The sequence below is a fragment of the Actinomadura keratinilytica genome (assembly GCF_039539665.1).
Lineage (GTDB): Bacteria > Actinomycetota > Actinomycetes > Streptosporangiales > Streptosporangiaceae > Spirillospora > Spirillospora keratinilytica.
The window spans coordinates 1-25,120 of sequence record NZ_BAABDO010000075.1 but is presented as its reverse complement, the minus strand read 5'-3'; the positions used below and the strand labels follow the sequence as shown (position 1 = coordinate 25,120).

Genomic DNA, 25,120 nt, shown 5'->3' with positions numbered 1-25,120 from the left:
ATGGACGCCTTCGGCAACCTGCTGGACGGGTTCGGCACGGCGCTGACCCCGCTGAGCCTGCTGTGGGCGGCGATCGGGGTGCTGCTGGGCACCGCGATCGGGGTGCTGCCCGGCATCGGCCCGGCGATGGCCGTCGCGCTGCTGCTCCCGGTCACCTACGGGCTGGACCCGACCGGCGCGTTCATCATGTTCGCGGGCATCTACTACGGCGCCATGTTCGGCGGGTCCACCACGTCGATCCTGCTGAACACGCCCGGGGAGAGCGCCGCCGTGGTCGCGGCGATGGAGGGGCACCCGATGGCCAGATCCGGGCGCGGCGCGCAGGCGCTGGCGGCCGCGGCCATCGGCCACTTCACCGGCGGCATGATCGGCACGCTGCTGCTGGTCGCGCTGGCCCCGGCCGTCGCCGACCTGGCCGTCGGCTTCGGCGCGCCGGACTACTTCGCCATCATGGTGCTGGCGTTCATCGCGGCGACCTCCGTGCTGGGCGCCTCCCGCGTCCGCGGGCTGGCGTCCCTGCTGATCGGCCTGGTCATCGGCCTGGTCGGGCTGGACCAGATGACCGGCCAGCAGCGGCTGACGTTCGGGTCGCTGCAGCTGGCCGACGGCATCGACGTGGTGATCGTCGCGGTCGGGCTGTTCGCGATCGGCGAGGCGCTGTGGGTGGCGGCGCACCTGCGCCGCACCGCCGCCGAGGCGATCCCGGTGGGCCGTCCCTGGCTCGGCCGCGACGACGTCAGGCGCACCTGGAAGGCGTGGCTGCGCGGCCCGGTGATCGGCTTCCCGTTCGGCGCGATCCCGGCGGGCGGCGCGGAGATCCCGACGTTCCTGTCCTACGTCACCGAGAAGCGGCTGTCCAAGCACCGCGACGACTGGGGCAGGGGCGCGATCGAGGGCGTGGCCGGGCCGGAGTCGGCGGCGTCGGCGTCGGCCGCCGGGACGCTGGGCGCCATGCTGACGCTGGGCCTGCCGACGACGGCGGTGGCCGCGGTGATGCTGGCGGCGTTCCAGCAGTACGGGCTGCAGCCGGGCCCGCTGCTGTTCGAACGCGAGCCGGAGCTGGTGTGGGGCCTGATCGCCTCGCTGTTCGTCGGCATGGTGCTGCTGCTGGCGCTGAACCTGCCGCTGGCGCCGCTGTGGGCCAAGCTGCTGCGCATCCCGCGCCAGTACCTGTACGCGGGGATCCTGTTCTTCGCGGCGGTGGGCGCGTACGCGGTCGGCGGCGAGGTCGTCGACCTGGTCATCCTGCTGGTCATCGGGCTGGTCGGGTTCGGCATGCGCCGCTACGGGCTGCCGGTGCTGCCCGCCGTCATCGGCGTGATCCTCGGCCCGAACGCCGAGCAGCAGCTGCGGCGCGCCCTGCAGATCAGCGACGGCAGCGTGGCGGGCCTGGTCGACACCCCGTTCGCGGTGGCCGTCTACATGATCATCGCGTTGATCGTGCTGTGGCCGGTGCTGCGCAGGGCGCCCGTCCTGCGCAGCACCGGCTGACGACCGGACCTTCCTGTCCCGCCCCGCACGGCGATCTGGGGACGGTGGACGCGCTCCCTCGCCCACCGTCCCCAGATCGCCCTTTGTCGTTGCGGGCGGGCCGCCGCGGGGACGGGTGCCGCCGCGTCCGGCTTCACCTGCGGCGGAGCAGCCTCCGCGCCACCATGTGCGAGCCCGCGACGGCCGCCGCCGCGAACGCGAGGGCCTGGACGGCGTCGCCGGTCCGGGTGGGGCGCAGGACTCCCGCGCGCCGCAGCCGCCCGCGCGCCCACAGCGTGAAGGGGATCACCACCGCCGCCGACGTGACCGACCCGGGCGTGTAACCGCGCACGGCCGCCGCCTGCGCCAGGTGCACGACGCCGTGCAGGCCGAAGCCGTCGAGCGCGGTCTGGTAGAGCGCCGAACGGCCGCGCGTGCGGTGCCCGTCGGCGGCAGCGGCGGCGACCGGCACCGCCATCACCGCGACGGCGGCGGCGAACTCGCGTCCGTCGAGCGACTCCAGGGAGCGCCAGAGCGCGTCCGGCGCCTGCGGGAACCGCTCACGCAGCCGCGGCAGGCGGTCGCGGCTCCACTTCGGCATCGCGGCGACCTCCTCCGCGTCGTGCACCGCCCACGCAGCCAGCAGCCCCAGCGTGACCGCGGCGCCGACGGCCCCGTCGCGCCGCGCTTCCCGGTCTGTCCTCATGCGGCGATCATTTCAGCTCGGCCGGTCTCGCTCGAAACCGGCGCCGTGGCAGCATGCGGGCATGGGGCCGACGGGACCGGTGGAGCTGCGCGCCGCGCGTCCGGACGAGGCCGAGGAGCTGACCGCGCTGGCGATGCGCTCCAAGGCGCACTGGGGCTATGACGCGGCGTTCCTGGACGCGTGCCGGGACGAGCTGGCGCTGCGCCGCGAGGACGTGGTCGGGCGGCGCACGGTGGTCGCCGAACGCGGCGGGCGCGTGCTCGGCCTGGCCACGCTGGAGGGCGAACCGCCCGAGGGCGAGCTGGGCCTGCTGTTCGTGGAGCCGGACGCGATCGGCGGCGGCGTCGGACGCCGCCTGTACCGGCACGTTCTCCAGGAGGCGGGGCGGCTGGGGTTCCGGCGGGTGCGGATCGAGGCCGACCCCCACGCCGAGGGCTTCTACCTGGCCATGGGGGCGGAACGCCGCGGCGAGACCGCCGGAGGGCTGCGCGCGCTGCCGCTGCTTGTCGCATGGCCGATCCGGCCGGAGCCGCCCTGGTCGGCGGCGTGGGGCGCGGGCGGCCCCGCGGTCCGCGTCGGCAACGTCGCCGAGTTCAACGGGCAGTTCGGCGGGGGCGTGCGCGGCCCGGACCACTATTCGTGCCTGGCGGCGTTCTGCGGTCCCCGGCCGCGGATGGTCGTCCTGCCGGAGCGGGTGGCCGACTGGTGGGTGCGGGACGTGGCCGCCGTGCTCGGCTGGGGCGAGGTCGAGACGCACAGCGGCCTGGCCGCCGACGGCCGGATCTCCGCGGCGATCCTGGCCCGCCCCGGCCTGCTGCGCCGCCTCGCGCGGGAGGGTGCGCCGGTGCTGCCGTGGGGGCGGACGGCCGCGTTCGAGGCGATCCGCCCCTCGCCGCCCGGCGCGCTGGAGGCCGTCGCCCGGTACGAGTCGAAACGGCGGGCCCACGAGCTGTTCAGCGCGCTGGCCCCGGCCCATCCGGGGATCGTCGTCCCCGACCAGCGGCCGGCCGGCTCGGCCCGCGCGCTCGCGCGGGAGCTGCGCGGCGGCGCCCGCGTGGTGCTGAAGACCGAATACGGCGTCGGCGGGTCCGGCACGCTGGTCGTCGCACCGGACGGCCGGAGGACGCGGCGCCTGGCACGGCGCTGGGCGCGCGGCGGCGTCCTGGTGGAGGAGTACGTCGAAGGGGCGGGCCCGTACCGCGATCCCACGTTCGACGCCGTCATCGACGAGAGCGGCGCGGTGCACCCGGTGGGCGTCGGGCTGATGGACGTCGACGGGACGAGCTACCAGGGGGTGACCGTCGGCCCCGGCACGCTGCCCGAGGCGCTCGCCGAAACGGCCGCGGCGTTCGGGACGGCGGTGGGCCGGGCGCTGGCCGGGGACGGGTACCGCGGCTGGTACGACGTCGACTTCGTCACCGACCGGGCGGGCCGCCTCGCCCCCACCGAGATCAACCTGCGGCTCACCGGCCCGGCCGTGGCGTTCAACGTCCAGGCCGCGCTGGACCGCGTGCGCGGCGGCGCCCACCTGGTGCGCACGATCGACCGGGTCCCGCTCGGCGCGCGGCTGCCGTCCCGGGCTCTGCGCGACCACGTCGCCCGCGTGTCCGGCGCGTGCCGGGCGGCGGGCGCGACCCTGCTGGTCACCATCCCGACGGCCGCGTTCGACCTGGTCCCCTACCTGGGCGTGGCGCTGGCGGCCCGCACGCCGGACGCGCTCGACGCGGCGGAGCGGATCGTGCGCGCCGCGGGGGCCGAGCTGGGCGGGATGTTCGCGGACCTGCCCTGCGGCCGGGACGCCGGGCGCGCGGCGCGGAGGTGACGGGCACGGGGGCCGCGCCCGCCCTCAGTCGGAGCCGCGTTCGCGCACCGCGAAGGCGACGAGCACGGCCGCGGCGATCATCAGGGTGATGTTGAAGCCGTACACGAGGGCGGCCTGGCGCTCCCAGTCGGTCTTGGACGCCAGCCGGTAGAAGTTGTCCTGGGGCCACCAGGCGGCCAGCAGCCACACGACCGACAGGTGCGCCGCGACGGTCAGCGCCCTGGGCCGTCCCATCCGCGCCATCCGCCGGTAGCCGAACAGCAGGAAGCCGATGCCCAGCCCGAAGGACAGGCATTCGGCGGTGTAGAGCCCGGCGAACAACCCGGCCCACGGCTGCGGCACCGCCGACAGGTCGGTGGAGCCGGGCCACAGCGGGTCGGTCAGCACGTAGGCGACGATCGCGCCGAGCGACGCCGCCAGCACCAGGATCATGGCCAGCCCGCCGTCCCCCAGGCCGTCGTCGTCGCTCAGGGCGAGGCCGCTCTTGCCGCCCGCGGTGCGTCCCGGTCGCACGGGCAGCGGCAGCTGCGCGGTGTCGACCTCGCCGGAGTCGGTGCGCGGCAGCGACGGCACCGGGATCACGGCGCGCGGTCTGCGGGCCGCCGTCAGCCGCGGCCGCGCCAGGAAGCGGCGGATCTCGGCGGGGTCGGCCCGCCCCTCGGTGACGACGTAGGCGACGAGCGTCTCGGGGCCCTCCTGGGTGTCGATCGTGGTGACCGCGCACTCCAGCACCGCCGGGTGCCGCAGCAGCTCCGCCTCGACGTCGTCGTAGGTCGTCACGTCCCGGGCCATACGGGATCTCCCATCCGCCGGAGGTTCCGCCCCAATGATGGCGCGCCGTCCGGCGGGCGGGAAGCTCGGCGAGGCGCCCGGCGGGCCCGCTCCGCCGGGCGTGCCGTCAGTCGGACGGGAGCAGGTCGAGGGCGACCTCCAGCGCGGCGGCGTGCACGGCCTCGTCGTCGGCGTCGATCTCCTGCCGGAGGACGAAGGCCAGGTTCAGGCTGAACAGCGACAGCCGGGCGCGGATCTGGTCGGGCAGGCTCGCGTCCTTGTCGACCAGGATCTCGGCGAACGCCCGGAAGCGCTCGCGCGCGTCGCCGCCGGCCTTCATCTCCCGCACGGCGGGCCCGTTCTCCTGCATGAACTGGATCAGCTTGCCGGCCCCCCTGAGGATCTCGGCGTAGCGGCGGACGACCTCGCGCCGCAGCTCGGGGGTGACCGGCTGCTCGCGCGCCCAGGAGCGCAGCTCGTCGATGTCGGCCTTGAAGTCCTCGAAGAGGCTGGTGACGATGTCCTCTTTGGTCTTGAAGTGGTAGTACAGGGCCGCCTTGGTCACGCCGAGCCGTTCGGCGATCTCGCGGAGCGAGGTCTTCTCGTAGCCCTGCTCGGCGAACAGTTCCAGCGCGACCTCGCGGATCTGCTCGCGGGTGTCGCCGCGTCGTCGGGGCATGTGATCCTCCCTCCGCCAACTTACTTGACGCCCGGCTAGTTCGCAGCTTACCGTGCGGCAGGTAAATTAAACTAGCCGGGCGGCAGGTAAGTAGCCTGCCGCCGTGCACGAGGGGGAGCGATGACGCACTCGTCGAAGGGGGTGCCCGGCGGGGCGGCCGGGGAGGCGCCCCCGGCGCAGATGAGCACGCGCCAGATCTACACGGTCATGAGCGGCCTGATGATCGGCATGCTGCTGGCGATGCTCGACAACATGGTCGTCGGCACCGCGATGCCGACGATCGTCGGCGAGCTGGGCGGGCTGGCGCACCTGTCATGGGTGGTCACCGCGTACACGCTGGCGACCGCCGCGGCCACGCCGATCTGGGGCAAGCTCGGCGACCTCTACGGCCGCAAGGGCATGTTCATGGCCTCGATCGCGCTGTTCCTGCTCGGGTCGGCGCTGGCGGGGACGGCGCAGAGCATGGGCCAGCTGATCGCGTTCCGCGGTGTGCAGGGCCTGGGCGCCGGCGGGCTGATGGTCGGCGCGATGGCCATCATCGGCGACCTGGTGCCGCCCCGCGAGCGCGGCCGCTACCAGGGGCTGATGGCCGCGGTGATGCCGCTGGCGATGATCGGCGGACCGCTGCTCGGCGGGTTCGTCACCGACCACCTCGACTGGCGCTGGGCCTTCTACGTCAACCTGCCGCTCGGCGGGGTGGCACTGGTGGTCACCGCGCTGACCATGCACCTGCCCAAGCGCCCGCGCGGCGAGACCCGCATCGACTACCTGGGCGCGGCCCTGCTGGCCGCCTCGATCATCTGCCTGTCGCTGATGACCAGCTGGGGCGGCACCGAGTACGCGTGGGGCTCCGGCACGATCATCGGACTGGGCGTCGCGACCGCCGTGACACTGGCGCTGTTCCTGCTGTGGGAACTGCGGGCCGCCGACCCGATCCTGCCGCTGCGCCTGTTCCGCAACGGCAACTTCTCGCTGGCCTCGGTGCTGGGCTTCCTCGTCGGCTTCGCCATGTTCGGCGTGGTGACGTTCCTGCCGCAGTACCAGCAGCTGGTGCAGGGCGCCTCGGCGACCAACAGCGGCCTGCTCCTCCTGCCGCTGATGCTGGGCACGCTGGTGACCACCCTCGTCGTCGGGCAGCTGGTGACCAGGACCGGCCGCTACCGCGTGTACCCGATCCTGGGCGGCCTGGTCATGGCCGCGGGCATGCTGCTGCTGGCCCAGCTCACGGTCGGCTCCTCGCGGCTCACCTCCGCCCTGTTCATGGTCGTGCTCGGCGTCGGCCTGGGCTTCCTCATGCAGAACACCATGCTCATCGCGCAGAACAGCGTGCCGATGACGGACATGGGCGCGGCCAGCGGCGCCGCCACCCTGTTCCGCACGATCGGCGGCTCGCTGGGGGTGTCCATCCTCGGCGCCGTCTACAGCCGCCAGCTGACCGCCTCGCTCACCGACCGGCTCGGCGAGCAGGCGGCCGAGCGGCTGGCCAGCGGCGGCGGCGAGCTCACCCCGGCGCTGCTGAAGAAGATGGACGCGGGCGTGCGGGACGCGGTGGAGCACGCGGTCACCGCGGGCGTGCACAACGTCTTCCTGTGGGCCACCGCGTTCGCCGTGCTGGCGTTCGTCGCCGCCTGGTTCATCCGGGAGACCCCGCTGCGCGGCGGCCCGTCCGACGGCCAGTCCGCCGACGAGCCTCCCGTGGCCGAACCCGCCGCCCTGTGATCTGCTAGCCGACCCCGCCGATACCGAAGGGGCCGTCCTCACGGGGAGGACGGCCCCTTTCATATGCCCTTTCCGCGCGGCGGGCGCTAGCCGCGTGTTCCCGCCGGGTGCGGCTGCTGCACCGGCGCCGCGGGCCGCTCCGGCACGGGCGGGACCAGCCGGTACTGCAGGCGCGGCCGCACCGGCGCCACCGCGACCCGGCGGTTGCGGTGCAGCCAGGCGATGTCGCGGCCGAACGACCACACCAGCCCGGCCAGCGCCGCGCCGACCAGGACCGTCGCGGCCGGGCGGGGCAGCACGCCCGCGGCGGCCACGACCAGGACGACGCCCTGCGCGGCGGCCACGGCCTTGCGGGCCATGCTCGGCGGCAGCGGCGCGCCCAGCCACGGCAGCGGACGGCTCGCCGCGAAGAACACGTACCTCATCAGGCCGATCGCCAGCACCCACGGGCCCAGCGACCCGGCCACGAAGACGCTCAGCACCAGGATGAGGAACGCGTCGGACTCCATGTCGAACCGCGCGCCCAGCGCCGACTCGGTCCCGGTGCGCCGGGCGACCTGGCCGTCGACGGCGTCCAGCACCAGCGCGACGGCGGCCAGCGCGACCAGCACCGCGACCGGCGCCGGGGCGCGGGCGGTGTCGGCGACCAGCGCCGCCGCTCCCCCGGCCAGTGTCATCCTGGCCAGCGTGACCCGGTCGGCGGGGCCGAGCCCGGACGCGCCGCTGCGGCGCAGCCCCGCGTCGAGCGCCGCGTACACCGCCAGGGCGTGCGCCGCCCCGGCCAGCCATCCGACCAGGCCGAGGCCGGTGGTCGCCGTCAGGGTCGCCAGCAATCCGACCTGTGCGACCAACCCGACGACGGGCCCCTGGTGCGATCTGCTCATGCGTCCCCTGCCCACGATTGCCTCCCCCTAGCGGCGTGGGATCACCGCGTACGATGACCCATCCGGATTGGAGGGGTCGCTAGTGCTACGTACGGCACACGCGTTCTGGCTCAACGCACCCGGACGAGGGGAGATCCGCCCCGTCCGCCTGAAGACGCCGGACGAGGACGAGGTCGTGGTGCGCACGCTCTACTCGGCGGTGAGCCGCGGCACCGAGGCATTGGTGTTCCGCGGCGGCGTGCCGGCCTCGCAGTACGAGGCGATGCGCGCCCCCTTCCAGGAAGGCGGGTTCCCGGGGCCGGTCAAGTACGGCTACCTCAATGTCGGGGTGGTGGAGGACGGGCCGCCCGAGCTGGTCGGCCGCACGGTGTTCTGCCTGTATCCGCACCAGACGCGCTACGTCGTGCCCGCCTCGGCGGTGACGCCGGTCCCGGACGACGTGCCGGCGTCGCGCGCCGTGCTGGCCGGGACGGTGGAGACCGCGGTGAACGCGGTGTGGGACGCCGCCCCGATGCTCGGCGACCGGATCGCCGTGGTCGGAGCGGGGATGGTCGGCTGCAGCGTGGCGAAGGTGCTCTCGGGGTTCCCCGCCGTCCGGGTGCAGCTCGTCGACGTGGACCCGGCGCGCGCGGCGGTCGCCGAGGCGCTGGGCGTCGGGTTCGCCACGCCGGCGGACGCCCTCGGCGACTGCGATCTGGTCGTGCACGCCAGCGCGACCGAGGCGGGATTGAGCCGTTCGCTGGAACTGCTCGTACCAGAGGGCGTGGTGCTGGAACTGAGCTGGTACGGCGACCGCCGGGTGAGCCTGCCGCTGGGCGAGGCGTTCCACTCGCGGCGGCTGGTGGTGCGCGGCAGCCAGGTGGGCGCGGTGTCGCCCGCCCGGCGCGGGCGCCGCGGCCGCGCCGACCGGATGCGCCTGGCGCTGCGGCTGCTCGCCGACCCCGCCTACGACGCGCTCATCACCGGCGAGTGCGGCTTCGCCGAGCTGCCCGCGGTGATGCCCGCGCTGGCGGACGGCCGCACGCATCCGCTGTGCCACCGGGTCGTGTACGACCCGGCGTGACCGGGCCCGGCGCCCCCGCACGCCACGCCCGCACGCCCCGGCACGCTCCGCACGACACCCCGCCGGCCCGAGGCCGGCCCCACCGAGCAGAGAGGCCCGTAGTTGTTCAGCCTGACCGTCCGTGATCATTTCATGGTGGCGCACAGCTTCCGCGGCGAGGTCTTCGGCCCCGCGCAGCGGCTGCACGGCGCGACGTTCGTGGTGGACGCGACGTTCCGCCGCGCCGAACTGGACGCCGACAACCTGGTCGTGGACATCGGGTTGGCGACCCGCGAGCTGAAACGGGTGCTCGGCGCGCTGGACTACCGCAACCTCGACGAGGAGCCCGAGTTCGCGGGCGTCAACACCACCACCGAGTTCCTGGCCAAGGTGATCGCCGACCGGCTGGCCGAGCGGGTGCGCGCGGGCGCGCTCGGCGAGGGCGCCCGCGGCCTGTCCGGGATCGCCGTCACCCTGCGCGAATCGCACGTCGCGTGGGCCGCCTACGAGCGGGCGCTGTGAGCGCGGCCGTCGCCGGCGCCATCAGCCCTAGCTGGCTGGAGCTGCGCGAGGACGCCGACGCCGACGCCCGCGCCGCCGGTCTGCTCGACCCGCTGCGCGCGCACCTGGCCGGGCGGGCGGCGCGGCCGCTGGTCGTGCGGGACCTCGGCTGCGGCACCGGCTCCATGGCGCGCTGGCTCGCCGGGCGGCTGCCCGGCCCCCAGCACTGGGTGCTCTACGACCACGACCCGGCCCTGCTGGCCCTGGCCGCCGCGCGGCTGCCCGCCCGGTCCGCGGACGGGAGCGCGGTCACGGCCGAGGCGCACCGGCGCGACATCACCCGGCTGCGCGCGGCGGACCTGGCCGACACGTCGCTGATGACCGCCTCGGCGCTGCTGGACCTGCTCACCGGGCCGGAGGTGGCCGCCCTGGCCGAGGCGTGCGCCGGGGCGGGCGTTGCGGCGCTGCTGGCGCTGACGGTGGTCGGACGCGTCGAACTGGCGCCGGCCGACCCGCTCGACGCCCTGATCGCCGAGGCGTTCGACGCGCACCAACGCCGCTCCCGGGGGGCGCCCGTCCCGGTGACGCTGCCGCGGACGACGTCCCGCAAGCTCGGCCCGGACGCGGTGGACGCGGCCGCCGAGGCGTTCGCCCGCGCGGGCATGGCCGTGCACCGCCGTCCCAGCCCGTGGCGGCTCGGCCCGGCGCAAGCCGCGCTGGCCGCCGAGTGGCTGCGCGGCTGGGTCCGGTACGCGGTCGAGCAGCGTCCCGCGCTGGCCGCGCCGGCGGGCCCGTACCTGCGCCGCCGGCTCCGCCAGTGCGCGGCGGGCGAGCTGCGCGCCGTCGTCGGCCACGAGGATCTGCTGGCGCTTCCGGCGGGCGGGTGAGGGCGATGAGGCGGGGGCTGCCGGGACGGCTGCGGATGTTCGCCGCGCCGGCCATCATCGCCGTGCTGGTCTGGCAGGTCGGCACCGGGGCGTTCGTCGCCGGGCTGCGGACGATCGACGCGGGCGGGGTGCTGGCCGCGCTCGGGATCGGCGCGGCGACCACGGTGCTGTGCGCCGGGCGGTGGTGCCTGGTGGCGCGGCGGCTGGGCCTGCGGCTGCCGCTGGGCCAGGCCGTCCGCGACTACTACCGGTCGCTGTTCTTGAACGCGGTGCTGCCCGCGGGGCTGCTCGGCGACGTGCACCGCGCGGTGCGGCACGGCAGGCAGGAGGGGGACGTGGGCCGCGGCGTGCGCGCGGTGGCGCTGGAGCGGGCCGCCGGGCAGGCCGCGATCATCGTCGCGGGGGTGGCGGTGCTGCTGGCGCGCCCCGCGGTCGTCCCGGCGCGGCTGCCCGACGCGGTGCTGGTCGCCGGGGCGGTGTTCGCGGCGGCGGCGGTGGCGGTGCCCGTCGCGGCCGCCACGTTCGGACGGCGGTGGGCCGAGGGCGGCTCCCGGTGGCTGCGCGGCCTGGCGACCGCGCTGGACGACGCGCGGACGGGCCTGCTGTCGCGGCGTGCCTGGCCGGGTGTCGCGCTGCTGTCGGCGGCGGCGCTGGCCGGTCATCTGGCCCTGTTCGTGGTGGCGGCACGCACCGCCGGAGCGACCGCGCCGGTCGTCCAGCTGCTGCCGCCGATGGTGCTGGCGCTGCTGGCCATGGGGCTGCCGGTGGGCGTCGGCGGATGGGGGCCGCGCGAGGGCGTGGCCACGCTGGCGTTCGGCTCCGCCGGCCTGGGCGCGGCGCAGGGCCTGTCCGCCGCCGTCGTGTACGGGGTGCTCGCCCTGGTCGCCAGCCTGCCGGGCGCCGCCGTCCTGCTCGCCGCCAGGACCGACCTCAGGACGCCCCTCGGGTTCTGGCGCAGGAGGGTCGGCCTCGCCCGGGAGGGCTAGGCCGCCGGCCGCCCGCCGCCGGCCGGGGGCGCGCCGGCGGCGGATCGAACCGGCGGGCGGCGCGTCTCGTACTGCCCACCGTCGCTCACCCCCACTGGAGGCACGCGTTGGCTGGTCATATCGATCCGAGTCTGCTGCGGCGGAAGGCGCACAGCCCGTCGTTCTTCGCGCTGAGCCGCGCGAGCGGAACGGACCAGGCCGACCTGGTCGACTTCTGCATACCGTGCAACCCGTACTTCCCGACGCCGGAGATGTTCGGGCGGCTGGGCGGCATGCTGGAGACGATCCTCAAGTACTACCCCAGCGACGCCGACACGATCACCGCGGAGCTGTGCGGCACGCTCGGCCTGAACCCGCAGACCGTCGCGATGGGCAACGGGTCCACCGAGCTGATCACCTGGATCGACCACCTGCTGGTGCGCGAGAGCCTGGCCGTCCCGATCCCCACCTTCGGCCGCTGGACCGACCAGCCGCTGGAGACCGGCAAGCGCGTCGACATGTACCCGCTGCAGGAGAGCCGCGACTTCGCCCTGGACGTCGACGACTTCGCCGCGTTCGTGCGCGCCCGCGGCTCCCGCACGGCGGTGATCTGCAACCCGAACAACCCCGACGGCGGCTACGTGCACCGCCGCGACGTGCTGCGGCTGCTGGACCGGCTGGTCGACCTGGACCTGGTGGTGGTGGACGAGTCGTTCATCGACTTCGTCGACGCCGAGCCCGCGCCCAGCGTCGCCGCGGAGGCCGCCATCCGCCCGAACGTCATCGTGCTCAAGAGCCTGGGCAAGAACTTCGGCCTGCACGGCATCCGGTTCGGCTACCTGGTGGCCAACCCCGCGCTGGCGGGCCGGGTCCGCGCGGCCCTGCCGAAGTGGAACCTCAACTCCTTCGCCGAGGTCATGGTGTTCCTGCTCAAGGAGTACCAGGCCGAGTACCGCGCCAGCCTGGCGCGGCTGGCCGCCGACCGCCGCACGATGACCGAGCAGCTGGACTCGCTGCTGCCCGGGCTGAAGGTGTTCTCCTCCCAGGGCAACTTCGTCCTGGTCAAGCTGCCGGACGGCAAGGACGGCGTCCAGCTGCGCGACTACCTGCTGTCCGAGCACGGGGTGTTCGTCCGCGAGTGCGGCAACAAGCTCGGCTCCGACAGCAGCTTCCTGCGCCTGGTCGTGCGGCCCGCGCCGGACGTGCGGCGCCTGCTGACCGGCATCGGCGCCTTCCTGTACGGCACCGACAAGGCCCGGGCGGCGGTGCCGCCGGCGATACCGACGCCGGTCCCGGCGCAGTCCCCGCCGCCGCGCCCCGACGCGCCGCCGCTCAGGGCGGGCGCGGACATGCCGTCCCTGTCCCACCGGGCCGAGCCGCAGCCCACGCCCTCGCCGCGTCCGGACGCGTCGGCCCACCTGTACGGGGCGCCCGGGCCGGTCCAGCACGCTCAGCCCGCCGGCCCGCCGGTGCTGCGTTCGTCCTCCCTGGAGGACGTCTACAGCCCCCGGTCGAACTAGGCGCGGAGGTCCGGGCGGGGTCAGCCGGTGAAGTGCCGGGCCTTCCAGGCGTCCAGCTCGGCGCGGGCCGCGGCGAGCCGCTCGGGCGTGGCCGACGCGTCGGCGACGACCAGCGCGTAGTGCACCGCCCCCGGGGTCCGGGCCGACGGCGCGATGACCAGCCGGCGCGCGGTGGCCGAGCCGGTCTCCTGCTCGGCCCGGACCACGCCGCCGGACGGCACGCCGTCCAGGACGCCGAGGTCGCTGACGACGGCCGTGTCCGCCGGCGCGAAGGACTGCGGCAGGTGCAGCTCGGTGGGGGCGCCGGCGGACGACTCCCGCCACACCAGCACGCCGTACTGGCGGTCCTTCGCCAGGGCGGCGACGGCGGGCATGGACGGCGGGACGGTCAGCCACGCCCGCTGCCGCCCGGCGCCGCCGTAGCCGGAGCGCGCCAGGTCCTCGTAGGCGAAGGCGAGGGTGTCCCCGGCCACGGCCGCCGGGTACAGCCGGTCCAGGACGCGCCGGTCGAGCCGCAGCTCGACCCGCCCGGCGTCGTCGGTCCGCACCACCGAGTGGTCCTCGTCGTTCCAGGCGTCGCCCTCGGTCTGCACTTTGCCGGGGTTGCCGTTCATCGGCTCGCGGTGGCGTCCGCTGTAGACGTCCCAGTGCCACTGCAGCGCCGACAGCACGCCGCCGCCGGACGCGGGGCGGCCCCACCAGTCCCCGCCGGGGACGCCGTAGTCCATCGCCTGGTACATGCCGCGCACCATCCAGGGGGTGCGGTCGCTGGAGGCGCCGGTCAGCCGGTTGCCGAACTCCGAGACGACCGCGGCGGTGCCCAGTGCCGCCGCCCGGTCGCGGATCCTGTTCATGGCCGCGTCGTAGGAGCCGTCGAACGCCGGGGACGGGTCGAGCGTCATGCGGGCGCCGTCGTAGTAGTGGGTGTTGAACACCATGCGGGGGCCGAGCGTCCCGGCCGACGACAGGCCGCCCTGCTCGAAGAACCCGGTGTTCCAGAACACCAGCGGCTCGACGAACGCGGGTTTGGCCGCCCAGCCCGCGGCGTCCATCGCGGCGCGGAACCGCCGGTAGAACGGCATGAGGCGGGTCTTCTCCCACTCCAGGCCGCTCGCGCCGTCCAGGCCGCCGTCAAACGGCTCGTTGAACGGGTCGACGCCGATGATCCGGTCGAAGGCCCGTGCGGGGAGCTTGCGCTTGAGGTGGGTCATCATCGCCGTCGCCTGCCGGATGAAGGCGTCCTGCACGCCGACCGGACCGGCGGAGGTGGTGAGCACACGGTTGCGCCAGAAGTCGCGGGCGGCCTGGCGGACGGCGGCGTTGGTCATCATGTTCTGCCCCCACAGCAGGCAGATGCCGCAGAACTCCCCGGGGTAGCCGCCCGCGTCGACGACCCACTTGGGCGCGCCGTCGCCGGTGTACCAGCTGTCCTGGTGGAACAGGTGCGCCGAGTACAGGTCCTGGTGGTAGTCGAGCAGGACGTGCACGCCCCGGTCGGTGAACGCGCGGATCTGCTCGGCGGCCCGGTCGAGGTAGGCGCGGTCGATGCGGTCGGGGGCGGGCTGCACCCCTTCCCAGCTGATCAGGAAGCGGACGGCGTTGGCGCCGGTCAGGTCGCGCATGGCCTGCGCCGACGCGGCCGCGTCGGCGGTGCTGCGGAAGGGCAGCAGGCCGTTCTCGTAGAGCTTGGTGCTGCCGGAGACGTTGAAGCCGCGCAGTGTCACCTCGCGGCCGTCGGCGTCCCGGAACACCCAGGACCGCTGCGCGGGCGCGACGGTGATCGCGGCGGACGCGTCGGCGCGTGCACTCGGCGCGGGTGACGGCACCGCGGCGGCGACGACGGCCGCAACGGCCGCGGCCATGAGGGGGCGGGGGCGCGCGTTGGGGGTTCGCATGGCGGGGGCCTTTCACGGGGGTGGACCACGAACGGGCCCTCCACTGTGCAAGAACCCTCTTGCACAAGCTAGAGCCATCTTGCAAGCGTGCCTTCCTCCACGCCCTCCCCCACCCGCGAACGCATCATGGACGCGACGCTGGAGCTGGTCCTGGCAACGCGGGTTCGGCGGCACCGCCGTCACCGACATCGAGGCGGGCGCCGGGCTGTCCCCCGGCAGCGGCAGCTTCTACCGGCACTTCCGGTCCAAGCGGGAGGTGTTCGAGGCGGTCTTCGAGCGCGAGCTGGACCGCGCGCGGCGGCACCGGGCGGGGTTCGAGCGCGGCCCGGTCGGGGGCGCCGCCGAGGCGGCGCTGCCCCGCCGCCTCCTGGAGCAGCTCGACTACCTGGCCGCGATCCGGCCGCTGATCATGCTGCTGGCGCGCGAGCACGGCCGGTTCCCCGAGCTGACCGCCCGGGTGCGCGAGGCGCTGCTGGACGGCGGCATCGCCGACGAGGCCGCGCACCTGGCCCGCGACCTGGACGGCGCGCCCTGCTCGCCGCCCGGAACGGCTGACCGCCCCGGAGGCCGATCACCGGTTCACCGCGGGGACCAGCGGGGGTCGCGGCCCGAGAGCGCCAGCGCGCGCTCGAACGCCGGGGCGCCCGCGTCCACCGGCACCGGGTCGGCGAATCCGTCGTACTGCCGGTACATGTCGGCGTGCTCGTCGACGACGCGCAGCAGGAACTCCCCCGCCTCGGGTGTCACGGCGTACTCCTGCCCGGTGGACACGGCCACGTCCCACCCGTGCACGGCCATCTCCTTGATGATGAGCGAGGCGATCTCGGGGGCCGGGCTGACGGCGAAGCCGAGGTCGATCTCGCCCTCCCACACCGCCGGGTCCGCCCAGGCGGCCACGGCCCGGTCGAGCTGCGCCGCGTACGCCTGCGCCCAGTGCGGATCGGCCGTGAAGTCGCGTTCGACCAGGTCCTCCGGCAGCGGCCTGCGCCGGGCCCGGTGCTCCAGCCCGTGCGAGGTGTACAGGACCCAGTGGTTCACCAGCGCCCGCACGTCGAACTCCGTGCAGGGGGTCGGCGCGGACAGCTGGTCCCCGCGCACGCCGCGGGCGACGCGGGCCGCCTCGGCGGCGCATTCCTTCATGTAGGCGTGCAGTTCGTTCATGCGGGCGACGCTACGGAGGCCCGATACCGGACGGCTTGGACAAACGCGCCAGATAATCTGGCCGGGTGGGGGACCTGGGACGCGGCATGCTGTATCCGGACGAGCAGGCCGCCTTCGTCGACCTGGACCGTCACGATCCCGGGCCGGAGGTGGCGCGGTTCGTGGAGTTCTACTGGCATGTGCGCTGGAACGTCGCCGAGCCGTACGAGACGAAGGTCCTCACGCACCCGAATGTGCATCTGGTGTTCGAGGAGCCCGAGCCGCAGGTGTACGGGGTGAACCGCGGCCTGTTCGTCCGCCGACTGGAGGGGCGCGGGCAGGTGCTGGGGGTGAAGTTCCGGCCCGGCTGCTTCCGCCCGTTCACCGGCGTGCGGGTCGCCGACCTGGCCGACCGCAGGGTCCCGGCGGCGCGGTTCTTCGGGCCGGCGGTGGTGGAGACGTGCCGCGCCGTCCTGCGCGCCGGCGGCCCCGCCGAGATGGTCGCCCGGGCCGAGGAGTTCCTGCTGCCGCGCCTGCCCGCCCCGGACCCGGTCGCCGAGCAGGTCGCGGGCATGGTGGAGCGCATCACCGCCAGCCCCGCGCTGTTCCGCGTCGACCAGGCCGCCGCGGCGCTGCACGTGTCCGTCCGCACGCTGCAGCGGCTGTTCGCCGAGTACGTGGGCGCCGGCCCGAAGTGGGTGATGCGGCGGGCCCGGCTGCACGAGGCCGCCGCCCGCGCCGACCGGGGCGACGACGTCGACTGGGCCGCTCTCGCCGACGACCTCGGCTATTGCGACCAGTCGCATCTGATCCGCGACTTCACCGCCGCCGTGGGCGTGCCTCCGGCCCGGTACGCCCGCTCGTGAGGGCTCAGCCGGGCGGGTCCCCGTCGCGCAGGTAGTGGTGCAGGTGGCTGGCGCCTTCCAGCATCGCCGTGGCGCGTTGCGCCAGCGCCGCCTGCCGCTGGGCGACGGCCTCCCGCAGCGCCTCGCGGCTGCCGGTGCGGCGCAGCTCCTCCAGCACGGCGCGGATCTGCGGCAGCGGGTGGCGCCCCTGCCGCAGCATGTGGACCATCTGGGCGTCGCGGACGTCGGCGGGACCGAAGCGGCGGTGCCCGGTGCCGGGTTCGCGGGCGGGGCGGAGCAGCCCGGCCGCCTCCCACACCCGCAGCGCGGACGAGCGGACGCCCAGCCGGGCCGCCACCTCCCCGATGCGCAGGTGCGACCGCGGCGGCACGGAGGCCTGCGGCGTCTGCAGCGGCACGGCGTCCAGCGCCTCGGCGGTCGCGCGCAGGGTGCGGCGCTGCTCGTGCAGCGCGGCATGGGCGGCGTCGATGAGCGCGAGCGCCTCGGCCACGTCGCCCGCGTGCACGGCCCGCATGATCGCCTGTGCGGTCACCGGGCCGAACCCCTTGGCCAGGGCGCGGTAGGCGAGCAGGGCCCGGCGGTGCCGCGGACCGAACCTGCGGTGCCCGGACGGCGAGCGCGGCGTCGGGGGCAGGACGCCCGCGTCCGCGTAGTTGCGGATCTGCTGGGTCGACACGCCGGCCGCCCGCGCCAGGTCGACGGGACGCAGCGCCGTGGACACCCGCCCGCCCCTCCCCGTTGAGGTCTGCTCCGACGAGCACCGAGCATAGCCGCCTGATCGCCAGCAAAACCCTCAAAGCACGTCAAATGGAGCGGTCGAAGCCGCCGCGTCCGGGCGGGGCGGGCCGTCAGGGCGGGCAGCGCGGCGCGCAGTGCCGCAGTGCGGCGACCGGGCCGCGCTCGCCGTCGCGGTGCAGGGCCGGATGCGGCGTGAGCCCGGGGGCGATTCGCGGGGCGAGGACGCCGGTCGCGCCGCGCGATCCTGCCCATGCGGGGGCGAGCAGAGCGATGACGAGACCGCAGATCACAAGAAGGCGCGTCATACCGACCCCGCAATGACAGTCATACAACATCCATTCACTCATCGTAGTGGAGTCGTGATCCTGAGTGACGTCCGGGGGGGTCGGCGGGGCGGCGCGCCCGCCGCCCTGTTGCGGGACGGCGGGCGCGGGTGCGGGCCGTGGCTACATGGCCGTGGCTACATGGCCGCGGCTACATGGCCGCGGCTACATGGCCGTGGCGGCCGGGCGCCGTCCGGAGTGTTCGGCGAGGACGGCCAGGTCGCGGTCGCCGTCACCGCGGTCGACCGCGCGCCGCACCAGGTCGAGGGCGCATTCGGCGAGCGGCAGCGAGGTCCCGGCGGCCTCGGCCAGCTCGATGGCGTGCCGCAGGTCCTTGGCCATCAGCCGGGTGCGGAACGCGGCGGGCTCGTACCGGCGCTCGCGCATGAACGCCGCGCGGAACGACATCACGGCCGAGCCGACGCCGCTGGAGGCCACGCAGTCCAGCACGGCCTCGCGGTCCAGCCCGGCCGACCGGGCCAGCTGCACCGCCTCGGCCATCGCCGCGATCTGCGCGCCGATCAGCATGTTCAGCGCGAGCTTCATGGCGGCGGCGGCGCCGGGCGGGCCGAAGTGCCGCAGCTCGCGGCCGACGGTCTCCAGCAGGTCGCGGGCCGCGTCCACGTCCGCGGGCTCCCCGGCGGTCAGCACGCGCAGGTCGCCGGAGCGGGCCTGCAGCGGATTGCCGAACACGCACGCCTCGACCCGGCGGGCGCCCAGGCCGGCCAGCCGGCGCGCGGCGTCGCGCGCGAAGTCCGGCGAGACGGTGGAGGTGTCGATCACCAGCGTGCCGGGCGCCAGCCGGTGCGCGGCGTCGCCGAACAGCACCTGCTCGACCGCGGGCTCGTCGGCCAGGCTGACCACCACCGCGTCCGCCCCGTCGACCGCGTCGGCCGCCGTCCGCGCCTGCCGCGCCCCCGCCGCGACGAGCGGCGCGGCCTTGGCCGCGGTGCGGTTGTAGACGGTCACCGTATGGCCCGCCTCCACGAGCCGTGCGGCCATGCCGGTTCCCATCGCGCCCAGCCCGAGAAAGCCGATGACGCGTTTTCGGGTCCTGTCCCTCATTCATGCCCCCCGTCTGCGATGTCCTGCTGCCGCGGTCCTGCTGCCGCGCGATCCGCGGCCGACGGGCAGGGGCTCGTCACGGCGCGAAAGACCGGCCGGGATCGGCACCACGCCCGCCATGTCCTGGGCTGAGCGGCGGACGCGCGCGGGCCATGCGGCCGAGCGCCGTCACACCGAACGCCGTCACACCGACGGCCGGGCGCGGAGCCGGGGCTGGCGGCACCGTCCGTTTCACCGGCCATGTCGACAATGCCCGCGGACACGGCCTTCACACCGGGACCGGGCGGGACCGGCCGACGATCTCCACGCCGTTTCCGCCCGGGCCATGCGGCGCGCGGCGGCGCGGGCGGAGCGCCGTCCGTCCGGCGGTCCGGCCGCGCCGCGGCATGGCCAGGCGCTAGCCGGCGGTGTCGGCGGCGGTGGTGCGGGCCGGCGCGGCCCGGGACTCCTCCGGTTCCTGCGCCAGGTCCGCGCGGTGGCTCTCCTTCGTCACCAGGACGCAGAGGACGGTCACCGCGCAGGACAGGGCGATCAGCGCGGACACGCCGAGCGTGCCGCCGCCCGAGGCGCCGGTCATGCTCGCGAACAGCACGGGAGCGAAGCCCGCACCGGTCGCGGAGATCTGGTAGCCGAGCGACGCGCCGGTGTAGCGGGTGCGGGTGCCGAACATCTCGCTGTAGAGGGCGGCCAGCGGGCCGAACATGGCCGGGTGCATGACCGCCTGGCCGAGCACGACGGCCAGTGTCAGCAGCGCGGCCGATCCGCTGTCGACCATCGGGAACAGCGGGAAGGCGACCACCGCCATGCCGACCGCCCCGGCCAGCACGACCGGACGCCGGCCGATCCGGTCGGACAGCGCCGAGTAGCCGACGATCGCGACCGTGCCCAGGGCCGATGACAGCGTCAGCGCGTTGAGCACCGTCTGCCGGGGGAAGCCTGCGTCCACCGCGTAGGAGATCAGGAAGGTGGTGAGGGTGGCCTGGGCGACGAACGCGCCGAACCCGACGCCGACCGCCAGCAGCAGGTTCCGGGGGTGGCGGCGCAGCACCTGCAGCAGCGGCGGCGCCTCGGCGGCCCGCGACCCGGCGGCCTCGGCCTCGGCGAACACCGGCGTCTCCTCGACCTTCAGCCGCACGAACAGGCCGAGCGCCAGCAGCAGCACGCTGAGCAGGAACGGCACGCGCCAGCCCCACGACAGGAACTGGTCCTCGGTGGTGGCGGACGCCGACAGCGTCAGCACGAGGGTGGACACCACCATGCCGCTCGGGGCGCCCGCGTTGGTGAAGCTGGCCCACAGGCCGCGCCGCGACGTGGCGTGCTCGGCGGACATCAGCACCGCGCCGCCCCATTCGCCGCCGACCGCGACGCCCTGCAGCACGCGCAGCAGCACCAGCAGGATCGGCGCCCACACGCCGATGCGGTCGTAGGTGGGCAGCAGGCCGATGAGCGTGCTGGCCACGCCCATCAGCACCATGGTGACGACGAGCATGCGCTTGCGGCCGAGCCGGTCGCCGAAGTGGCCGAAGACGATGCCGCCGAGAGGGCGGGCCAGGTAGCCGGTGGTGAACGTGCCGAGGCTGGCGACGGTGCCGGCCAGCGGGTCGAGGCTGGAGAAGAAGACCTTGTTGAACACCAGCGCCGACGCCGTGGCGTACAGCAGGAAGTCGTAGTACTCGATGACGCTGCCCAGGTAGCTGGACAGCACCGCGCGGCGCAGTTGGACGGCCGAGGGGCGCGGCCGGTCGCCCGGCCGCCGGGCCGGCGGGCGCTCTGGGGTGGTGCCTGACATGGCGTGACCTGTCTGCTCGGTGACCGCTGGAAATGACTGTGGCCTGGGCCACACTTGCCGACGAAGGTAAGCATAGATCTCACTGTCGTCAAGACTCTGCCCAATATCACCCCCGGCTACCCTGGCTCCCGTGCGCGACGACGATCTCTACGCGGAGGGGCCCGCCGGGTGCGGCGAGGGCGAGCCCGACGCGACGCCCCGGCCGCAGACGCTGCTGCTGACCTTCTTCGGCGGGCACGTGCTCGGGCGCGACGTGCGCGTGGCCACCGCCAGCGTGCTGGACGTGCTGCGCCGCGTCGGCGTCTCCGAGCACGCGACCCGCTCCACGCTCAGCCGGATGGCGCGGCGCGGCCTGCTGCACCGCACCCGCCGGGGCCGCAGCGTCTACCTGGGCCTGACCCCGCGCTCGCGGGAGATCCTGCGCGACGGCGAGCACCGGATCTGGCGGATCGGCGCGGTCAACGCCCGCTGGGACGGCACCTGGACGCTGCTGGGCTTCTCCCTGCCCGAGTCGTGGCAGCGGCAGCGGCACGTGCTGCGGTCGCGGCTGCTGTGGGCGGGGTTCGGCGCTCTGCAGGGCGGCCTGTGGATCGCTCCATCCGCGGTCGACGTGTGCGCGCTGCTGGACGGGCTGGAGGCCGCCGAGCACGTCAAGGTGTTCCGGGCGCGGGCGCTGCCGCCGACGAACGTCGCCGAGCTGGTGCGCGACGCGTGGGACCTGACCGCCGTGGCCGCCCGCTACGACCGCTTCCTGCGCCGCTGGGACGCCTCGTCCCCGCCCGGCGTGGCGGACGACAGCCTGGCCCGGCAGCTGCTGCTGGAGACCGAGTGGCTGCAGGTCATCCGGCAGGACCCGCGCCTGCCGCGCGAGCACCTGCCCGCCGACTGGCCCGCCGAGCGCGCCCAGCGCCTGTTCCGCAGGCTGCACGCCGAGCTCGACCCCGCCGCCCGCGCGATCGCGGCCGAGGTGCTCGACACGATCGCCGAGGAGGAGCCCCGGGCCGCCACCGCCACACATTGAGCACTTCATTGACGGCCGTTGAACGATATGCCTAACTTCGGGCCATGCCTCCCACCTCGCGCACTGCCCGCAAGCCCGTCTCCCCCGCGCGACGCGTCGCGCTGGCGGCCGCCGCACTGACGACCGCCGCACTCACGGCGGCCGCCGCAACAGCGGCGCCCCTCGCGCACGCCGACGCGTCCGGCCCGCGCCACCTCACCGGCACGCTGCCCAGCGGCGCGACATGGGTCGCCGACGTCCCGGCCGACTACAACGGCGTGCTGGTGCTCTTCAGCCACGGCTACAACCCGCCCGGCACCCCCAACCCGCCCGAGAACCAGCCCACCCCGGAGGCGGGCAAGGCCCTGCTCGACCGCGGGTACGCGCTGGCGGGCTCGTCGTACGCGACCGCCGGATGGACGCTGGCGACCGCGGCCGACGACCAGCTCGCCACGCTGGCGGCGGTGACCGAGCGGATCGGCAGGCCCCGGCGCACGATCGCCCTCGGCCGGTCCATGGGCGGGCTCGTCACCGCCCAGCTCGCCGAACGCGGCGCGGGCCGGATCGACGGCGCGGTCGCCACCTGCGGGCTGGTCGCCGGCGGGCTCGGCCTGCTGGACTCCCAGCTCGACGGCGCGCATGCCCTCGCCCGGCTGCTGCTGCCGGGCCGGGAGGTGAAGCTCACCGGTTACGCCGACGCCGCCGAGGCCGCGCAGACGGCGGCCCGGCTGCGGGAGGCGGTGGCCGCCGCGCAGCAGACCGCGCGAGGGCGGGCGCGGATCGCGCTGGCCGCCGCGCTGTTCCACGTTCCGACCTGGTACGGCGACGGCGCCCCGCCCGGTGACCGCGACTGGACGGCGCAGGTGACCGCGCAGCGGCGCTGGCTGGAGGACACCCTGCCGTTCATCCTCGCGGCCCGCTATGACATCGAGCAGCGCGCGGGCGGCAACCCGTCCGCCAACGAGGGCGTCGACTACCGCGCGCTGCTGCGGCGTTCGGCGACCTACCGGCAGGTGCGCGAGCTGTACCGGGCGGCGGGCACCGACCTTGACACCGACCTGACGCGGCTGGCCGCGACCGCCGACACCACCGCCGACGCGCAGGCGCGCGCGTGGGTCGCGCGCACCTCCACGGTGTCGGGGCGGCTGCGGATGCCCGTGCTCAGCGTGCACACCACCGCCGACGGCCTGGTGCCCGCCCAGTTCGAGGACGCCTACGCCGACCGGGTGCGGGCCGCGCGCAGCACCCCGCTGCTGCGCACGGCCTACGTCGCGCGCACGGGTCACTGCACGTTCACCGCGGCCGAGACGGTGGCGGCCGTGCAGGCCATGAACGTTCGCCTGGACAGGGGGCACTGGGGCCCGGTCGGCACGGCCGAGTGGCTGGACGCCGCCGCCGAGCGGGCCGGTCTGGACGGCGGCGACTACGTCCGCCACCGCCCCGGCGAGTTCCTCGGCGACGAAGGCCGCTGACCCTCCCCGGCGGCGACCGGATACCGTCGTCCCCGCGCCCGGCCCGGCCCGCGCCCTCGGCAGGCGAGAAGCTTTAGGTTAGCCTTGCCTTATTCGATCGCGACGGACGCGGAGGGGCTGTGTACGCGACTCGGACTGAGGTGGAGGTCGCCGCCGGGCGGTCCGCCGAGGAGGCGCTGGCTCCGCTGGCACGGCGGCTGCGCGCCGCCGTGGACAGCGGGATCACGCTGGGACTGTCGCCCGACCTGGGCGCGTCGGGGGACGGCTGGGCGACCGCGGCCGAGCTGGCGACGCCGCCCTACGAGCGGCTCGCCGTGCACATCGCCGATGCTCAGCGCCGCTGGGACGCGCCGCCGCACATCGCGGCCGCCCTGTGGTGGAAGGGCGTGGCGTACTGGACCACGCTGCCGGTCGCGGTCGGCTGGGCGCTGAACCGGCGGGTGCCGCTGCTGACCGCCGACACCGCGCTGGTGCGCGCGGCCGAGACGACGGTCACCGAGATCGCCGCGCGGGACCTGCGCGCCGCGAGCGGCGACGACCTCGGCGAGACCATCCGCGACACCCTCCTGCTCGGCCTGCACGCCCCGCTGATCGACGCGCTGCACGCGCTCACCCGGGTGGGGCGCCGCGGGCTGTGGGGGTCGGTGGCCGAGGCCCTGGTCGATCCGATCGTCTCCTACGGGCACGACCTGCTCGACGACCCCGCCGACGCCGCGGCCGGGCTGCTGCGCTCGGTGGGGGCGCCGGTGGACGGGCTGATGGACATCCCCGGGAGGCGGCGGCGCACCTGCTGCCTGTGGGTGGCGCTGCCCGGCAAGGACGCCTGCCCCTCCTGCTGCGTGAACGACCGCCTGGGGGACAAGGAGCACCGCGCCGGTGCGCGGGGGTGAAGTCCTGCGCGACGCGCTCGTCGGCCAGTGGCGGTACGCGCTGCCCGGCGCGGTGCTGGCCACCGGGCACCAGGCCGGTGAGGCGCTGGTGCCGGTCGTGATCGGCGTGGTGATCGACGAGGCGATCGCGCCGGGCGACGGCGGCGCGCTGGTCACCTGGATCGCCGTGCTCGCCGCCGTGTTCGCCGTCCTGTCCTGCAGCTACCGGTTCAGCTTCCGGCACGCCGAGCGGGCGTCCGAGCGGGCCGCGCACGAACTGCGGCTGCGCATCACCCGCCGGACGCTGGACCCGCGCGGCGGCGCGGAGACCGGGCGGCTGCCGGGCGAGCTGGTGAACATCGCCACCGGCGACGCCAAGCGGGTGGGTGCCGTGCACACGGCGCTGACCGCCGGGATCGCGGCGCTGGCCGGGCTGCTGTTCGGCGGCGTGGCGCTGCTGCGCGTGTCGGTGCCGCTGGGGCTGCTGGTCCTGCTGGGCGTCCCGCCGCTGCTCGGGCTGGCGCATCTGCTGGGCAAGCCGTTGGAGCGCCGCAGCGCCGCCGAGCAGGAACGCGCCGCGCACGCCTCCGGCGTGGCCGCCGACCTGATCGCCGGGCTGCGGGTGCTCAAGGGCATCGGCGCCGAACGCGCGGCGGTCGACCGCTACCGGCGCACCAGCCGCGACTCGCTGGCGGCGACGGTGCGGGCGGCGCGGGCGCAGGCGTGGCACGACGGCGGCATGCTGATGCTGACCGGCGTGTTCATCGCCGTGGTCGCGCTCGTCGGCGGGCGCCTGGCGGCGTCCGGGGACATCACCGTCGGGCAGCTGGTGACGGCGGTCGGCCTGGCGCAGTTCCTGCTGACGCCGCTGTCGATCCTGTCGTGGGCCAACGGCGAGCTCGCCCAGGGCCGGGCCTCGGCCGCCCGCATCGCCTCGGTCCTGACCGCCCCGCCCGCCGTGGCGCGCGGCGCCGGCGCGCTGCTGCACCCGGTGCGG

The 25,120-nt window shown here is 75.3% G+C and carries 24 protein-coding genes and 1 pseudogene; 14 read left to right on the top strand and 11 right to left on the bottom strand.

The window, feature by feature from the left end:
• Positions 1-1,491, top strand: a complete 1,491-nt coding sequence (locus tag ABD879_RS21705; protein ID WP_345023356.1) for a tripartite tricarboxylate transporter permease — start codon at positions 1-3, stop codon at positions 1,489-1,491.
• Positions 1,492-1,624: 133 nt separating this feature from the next.
• On the opposite strand, the gene ABD879_RS21700 is transcribed toward ABD879_RS21705, so the two are convergent.
• Positions 1,625-2,176 (bottom strand): HXXEE domain-containing protein, encoded by a 552-nt coding sequence (locus ABD879_RS21700; RefSeq protein ID WP_345023355.1) that lies wholly within the window; start codon positions 2,174-2,176, stop codon positions 1,625-1,627.
• A 61-nt stretch (positions 2,177-2,237) separates the two neighbouring features.
• Between ABD879_RS21700 and ABD879_RS21695 the strand changes: the two genes are divergently transcribed.
• The gene (locus ABD879_RS21695; protein WP_345023354.1) at positions 2,238-3,998 is read left to right on the top strand and encodes a GNAT family N-acetyltransferase; all 1,761 of its coding nucleotides are present in this window, start codon (positions 2,238-2,240) and stop codon (positions 3,996-3,998) included.
• A gap of 24 nt (positions 3,999-4,022) precedes the next feature.
• Here the strand turns inward: ABD879_RS21695 and ABD879_RS21690 are convergent, their stop codons facing one another.
• Positions 4,023-4,778, bottom strand: coding sequence for an AMP-binding enzyme (locus ABD879_RS21690; protein WP_345023353.1), 756 nt, complete (start codon positions 4,776-4,778; stop codon positions 4,023-4,025).
• Positions 4,779-4,896: 118 nt separating this feature from the next.
• Positions 4,897-5,448, bottom strand: a complete 552-nt coding sequence (locus tag ABD879_RS21685) for a TetR/AcrR family transcriptional regulator (RefSeq protein ID WP_345023351.1) — start codon at positions 5,446-5,448, stop codon at positions 4,897-4,899.
• Between the two features lie 120 nt (positions 5,449-5,568).
• Here ABD879_RS21685 and ABD879_RS21680 point away from each other — a divergent pair, with 120 nt between their 5' ends.
• A complete protein-coding gene (locus ABD879_RS21680) occupies positions 5,569-7,167 on the top strand; it encodes an MDR family MFS transporter (protein ID WP_345023350.1) in 1,599 nt (532 codons plus the stop codon).
• Positions 7,168-7,253: 86 nt separating this feature from the next.
• On the opposite strand, the gene ABD879_RS21675 is transcribed toward ABD879_RS21680, so the two are convergent.
• Positions 7,254-8,051, bottom strand: coding sequence for a CDP-alcohol phosphatidyltransferase family protein (locus tag ABD879_RS21675; protein ID WP_345023349.1), 798 nt, complete (start codon positions 8,049-8,051; stop codon positions 7,254-7,256).
• A gap of 82 nt (positions 8,052-8,133) precedes the next feature.
• Here ABD879_RS21675 and ABD879_RS21670 point away from each other — a divergent pair, with 82 nt between their 5' ends.
• The 5 genes from ABD879_RS21670 (at position 8,134) to ABD879_RS21650 (ending at position 12,966) form a co-directional block, all read left to right on the top strand.
• Positions 8,134-9,114: a zinc-dependent alcohol dehydrogenase gene (locus ABD879_RS21670; RefSeq protein WP_345023348.1), complete on the top strand. Its 981-nt coding sequence runs from the start codon at positions 8,134-8,136 to the stop codon at positions 9,112-9,114.
• Positions 9,115-9,216: 102 nt separating this feature from the next.
• Positions 9,217-9,615 carry a 6-pyruvoyl trahydropterin synthase family protein gene (locus ABD879_RS21665; RefSeq protein WP_345023347.1) on the top strand — a complete coding sequence of 133 codons (399 nt, stop codon included), beginning with the start codon at positions 9,217-9,219 and terminating at the stop codon, positions 9,613-9,615.
• Positions 9,612-10,481, top strand: a complete 870-nt coding sequence (locus ABD879_RS21660) for a methyltransferase domain-containing protein (RefSeq protein WP_345023346.1) — start codon at positions 9,612-9,614, stop codon at positions 10,479-10,481. Before ABD879_RS21665 ends, ABD879_RS21660 begins: the two co-directional genes overlap by 4 nt.
• Before the next feature lie 5 nt (positions 10,482-10,486).
• Complete coding sequence (locus ABD879_RS21655; protein WP_345023345.1) at positions 10,487-11,467, top strand: lysylphosphatidylglycerol synthase transmembrane domain-containing protein; 981 nt, start codon at positions 10,487-10,489, stop codon at positions 11,465-11,467.
• Between the two features lie 107 nt (positions 11,468-11,574).
• Entirely contained in the window at positions 11,575-12,966 is a 1,392-nt protein-coding gene (locus ABD879_RS21650) for a pyridoxal phosphate-dependent aminotransferase (RefSeq protein WP_345023343.1), read from the top strand.
• 20 nt (positions 12,967-12,986) lie between these two features.
• Here the strand turns inward: ABD879_RS21650 and ABD879_RS21645 are convergent, their stop codons facing one another.
• Positions 12,987-14,861 carry a cellulase family glycosylhydrolase gene (locus tag ABD879_RS21645; protein WP_345023342.1) on the bottom strand — a complete coding sequence of 625 codons (1,875 nt, stop codon included), beginning with the start codon at positions 14,859-14,861 and terminating at the stop codon, positions 12,987-12,989.
• Between ABD879_RS21645 and ABD879_RS32995 the strand changes: the two are divergent.
• Positions 14,827-15,078: pseudogene (locus ABD879_RS32995) on the top strand (hypothetical protein); the annotation flags it as partial. The gene ABD879_RS21645 and the pseudogene ABD879_RS32995 overlap by 35 nt on opposite strands.
• On the opposite strand, the gene ABD879_RS21640 reads toward ABD879_RS32995, so the two are convergent.
• Together ABD879_RS21640 and ABD879_RS21635 are read right to left on the bottom strand one after the other, a co-directional pair.
• Entirely contained in the window at positions 14,986-15,366 is a 381-nt protein-coding gene (locus ABD879_RS21640; protein ID WP_345023341.1) for a hypothetical protein, read from the bottom strand. The pseudogene ABD879_RS32995 and the gene ABD879_RS21640 sit on opposite strands and share 93 nt — an antisense overlap.
• Positions 15,367-15,440: 74 nt before the next feature.
• A complete protein-coding gene (locus ABD879_RS21635) occupies positions 15,441-16,022 on the bottom strand; it encodes a TIGR03086 family metal-binding protein (protein WP_345023340.1) in 582 nt (193 codons plus the stop codon).
• 65 nt (positions 16,023-16,087) lie between these two features.
• Here ABD879_RS21635 and ABD879_RS21630 point away from each other — a divergent pair, with 65 nt between their 5' ends.
• Positions 16,088-16,867 (top strand): DUF6597 domain-containing transcriptional factor, encoded by a 780-nt coding sequence (locus ABD879_RS21630; RefSeq protein ID WP_345023339.1) that lies wholly within the window; start codon positions 16,088-16,090, stop codon positions 16,865-16,867.
• 4 nt (positions 16,868-16,871) lie between these two features.
• Here ABD879_RS21630 and ABD879_RS21625 read toward each other — a convergent pair whose 3' ends face one another.
• The 4 genes from ABD879_RS21625 to ABD879_RS21610 all read right to left on the bottom strand — a co-directional run bounded on the left by ABD879_RS21625 (position 16,872) and on the right by ABD879_RS21610 (position 20,782).
• On the bottom strand, positions 16,872-17,588 hold the full coding sequence (locus ABD879_RS21625; protein WP_345023338.1) for a MerR family transcriptional regulator: 717 nt from the start codon (positions 17,586-17,588) through the stop codon (positions 16,872-16,874).
• Between the two features lie 127 nt (positions 17,589-17,715).
• Positions 17,716-17,910, bottom strand: coding sequence for a hypothetical protein (locus ABD879_RS21620; RefSeq protein WP_345023337.1), 195 nt, complete (start codon positions 17,908-17,910; stop codon positions 17,716-17,718).
• Between the two features lie 183 nt (positions 17,911-18,093).
• The gene (locus tag ABD879_RS21615; protein WP_345023336.1) at positions 18,094-18,993 is read right to left on the bottom strand and encodes an NAD(P)-dependent oxidoreductase; all 900 of its coding nucleotides are present in this window, start codon (positions 18,991-18,993) and stop codon (positions 18,094-18,096) included.
• A 397-nt stretch (positions 18,994-19,390) separates the two neighbouring features.
• Positions 19,391-20,782 (bottom strand): MFS transporter, encoded by a 1,392-nt coding sequence (locus tag ABD879_RS21610; protein WP_345023335.1) that lies wholly within the window; start codon positions 20,780-20,782, stop codon positions 19,391-19,393.
• Positions 20,783-20,912: 130 nt separating this feature from the next.
• Here ABD879_RS21610 and ABD879_RS21605 point away from each other — a divergent pair, with 130 nt between their 5' ends.
• From ABD879_RS21605 to ABD879_RS21590, 4 genes are all read left to right on the top strand, one after another.
• Entirely contained in the window at positions 20,913-21,803 is an 891-nt protein-coding gene (locus tag ABD879_RS21605; RefSeq protein WP_345023334.1) for a PaaX family transcriptional regulator, read from the top strand.
• Between the two features lie 44 nt (positions 21,804-21,847).
• Positions 21,848-23,254 (top strand): hypothetical protein, encoded by a 1,407-nt coding sequence (locus ABD879_RS21600; RefSeq protein WP_345023333.1) that lies wholly within the window; start codon positions 21,848-21,850, stop codon positions 23,252-23,254.
• A 119-nt stretch (positions 23,255-23,373) separates the two neighbouring features.
• Positions 23,374-24,144, top strand: coding sequence for a hypothetical protein (locus ABD879_RS21595; RefSeq protein ID WP_345023332.1), 771 nt, complete (start codon positions 23,374-23,376; stop codon positions 24,142-24,144).
• A partial coding sequence (locus ABD879_RS21590; RefSeq protein WP_345023331.1) for an ABC transporter transmembrane domain-containing protein occupies positions 24,131-25,120 on the top strand: 990 nt, incomplete at its 3' end. The genes ABD879_RS21595 and ABD879_RS21590, both read left to right, overlap by 14 nt.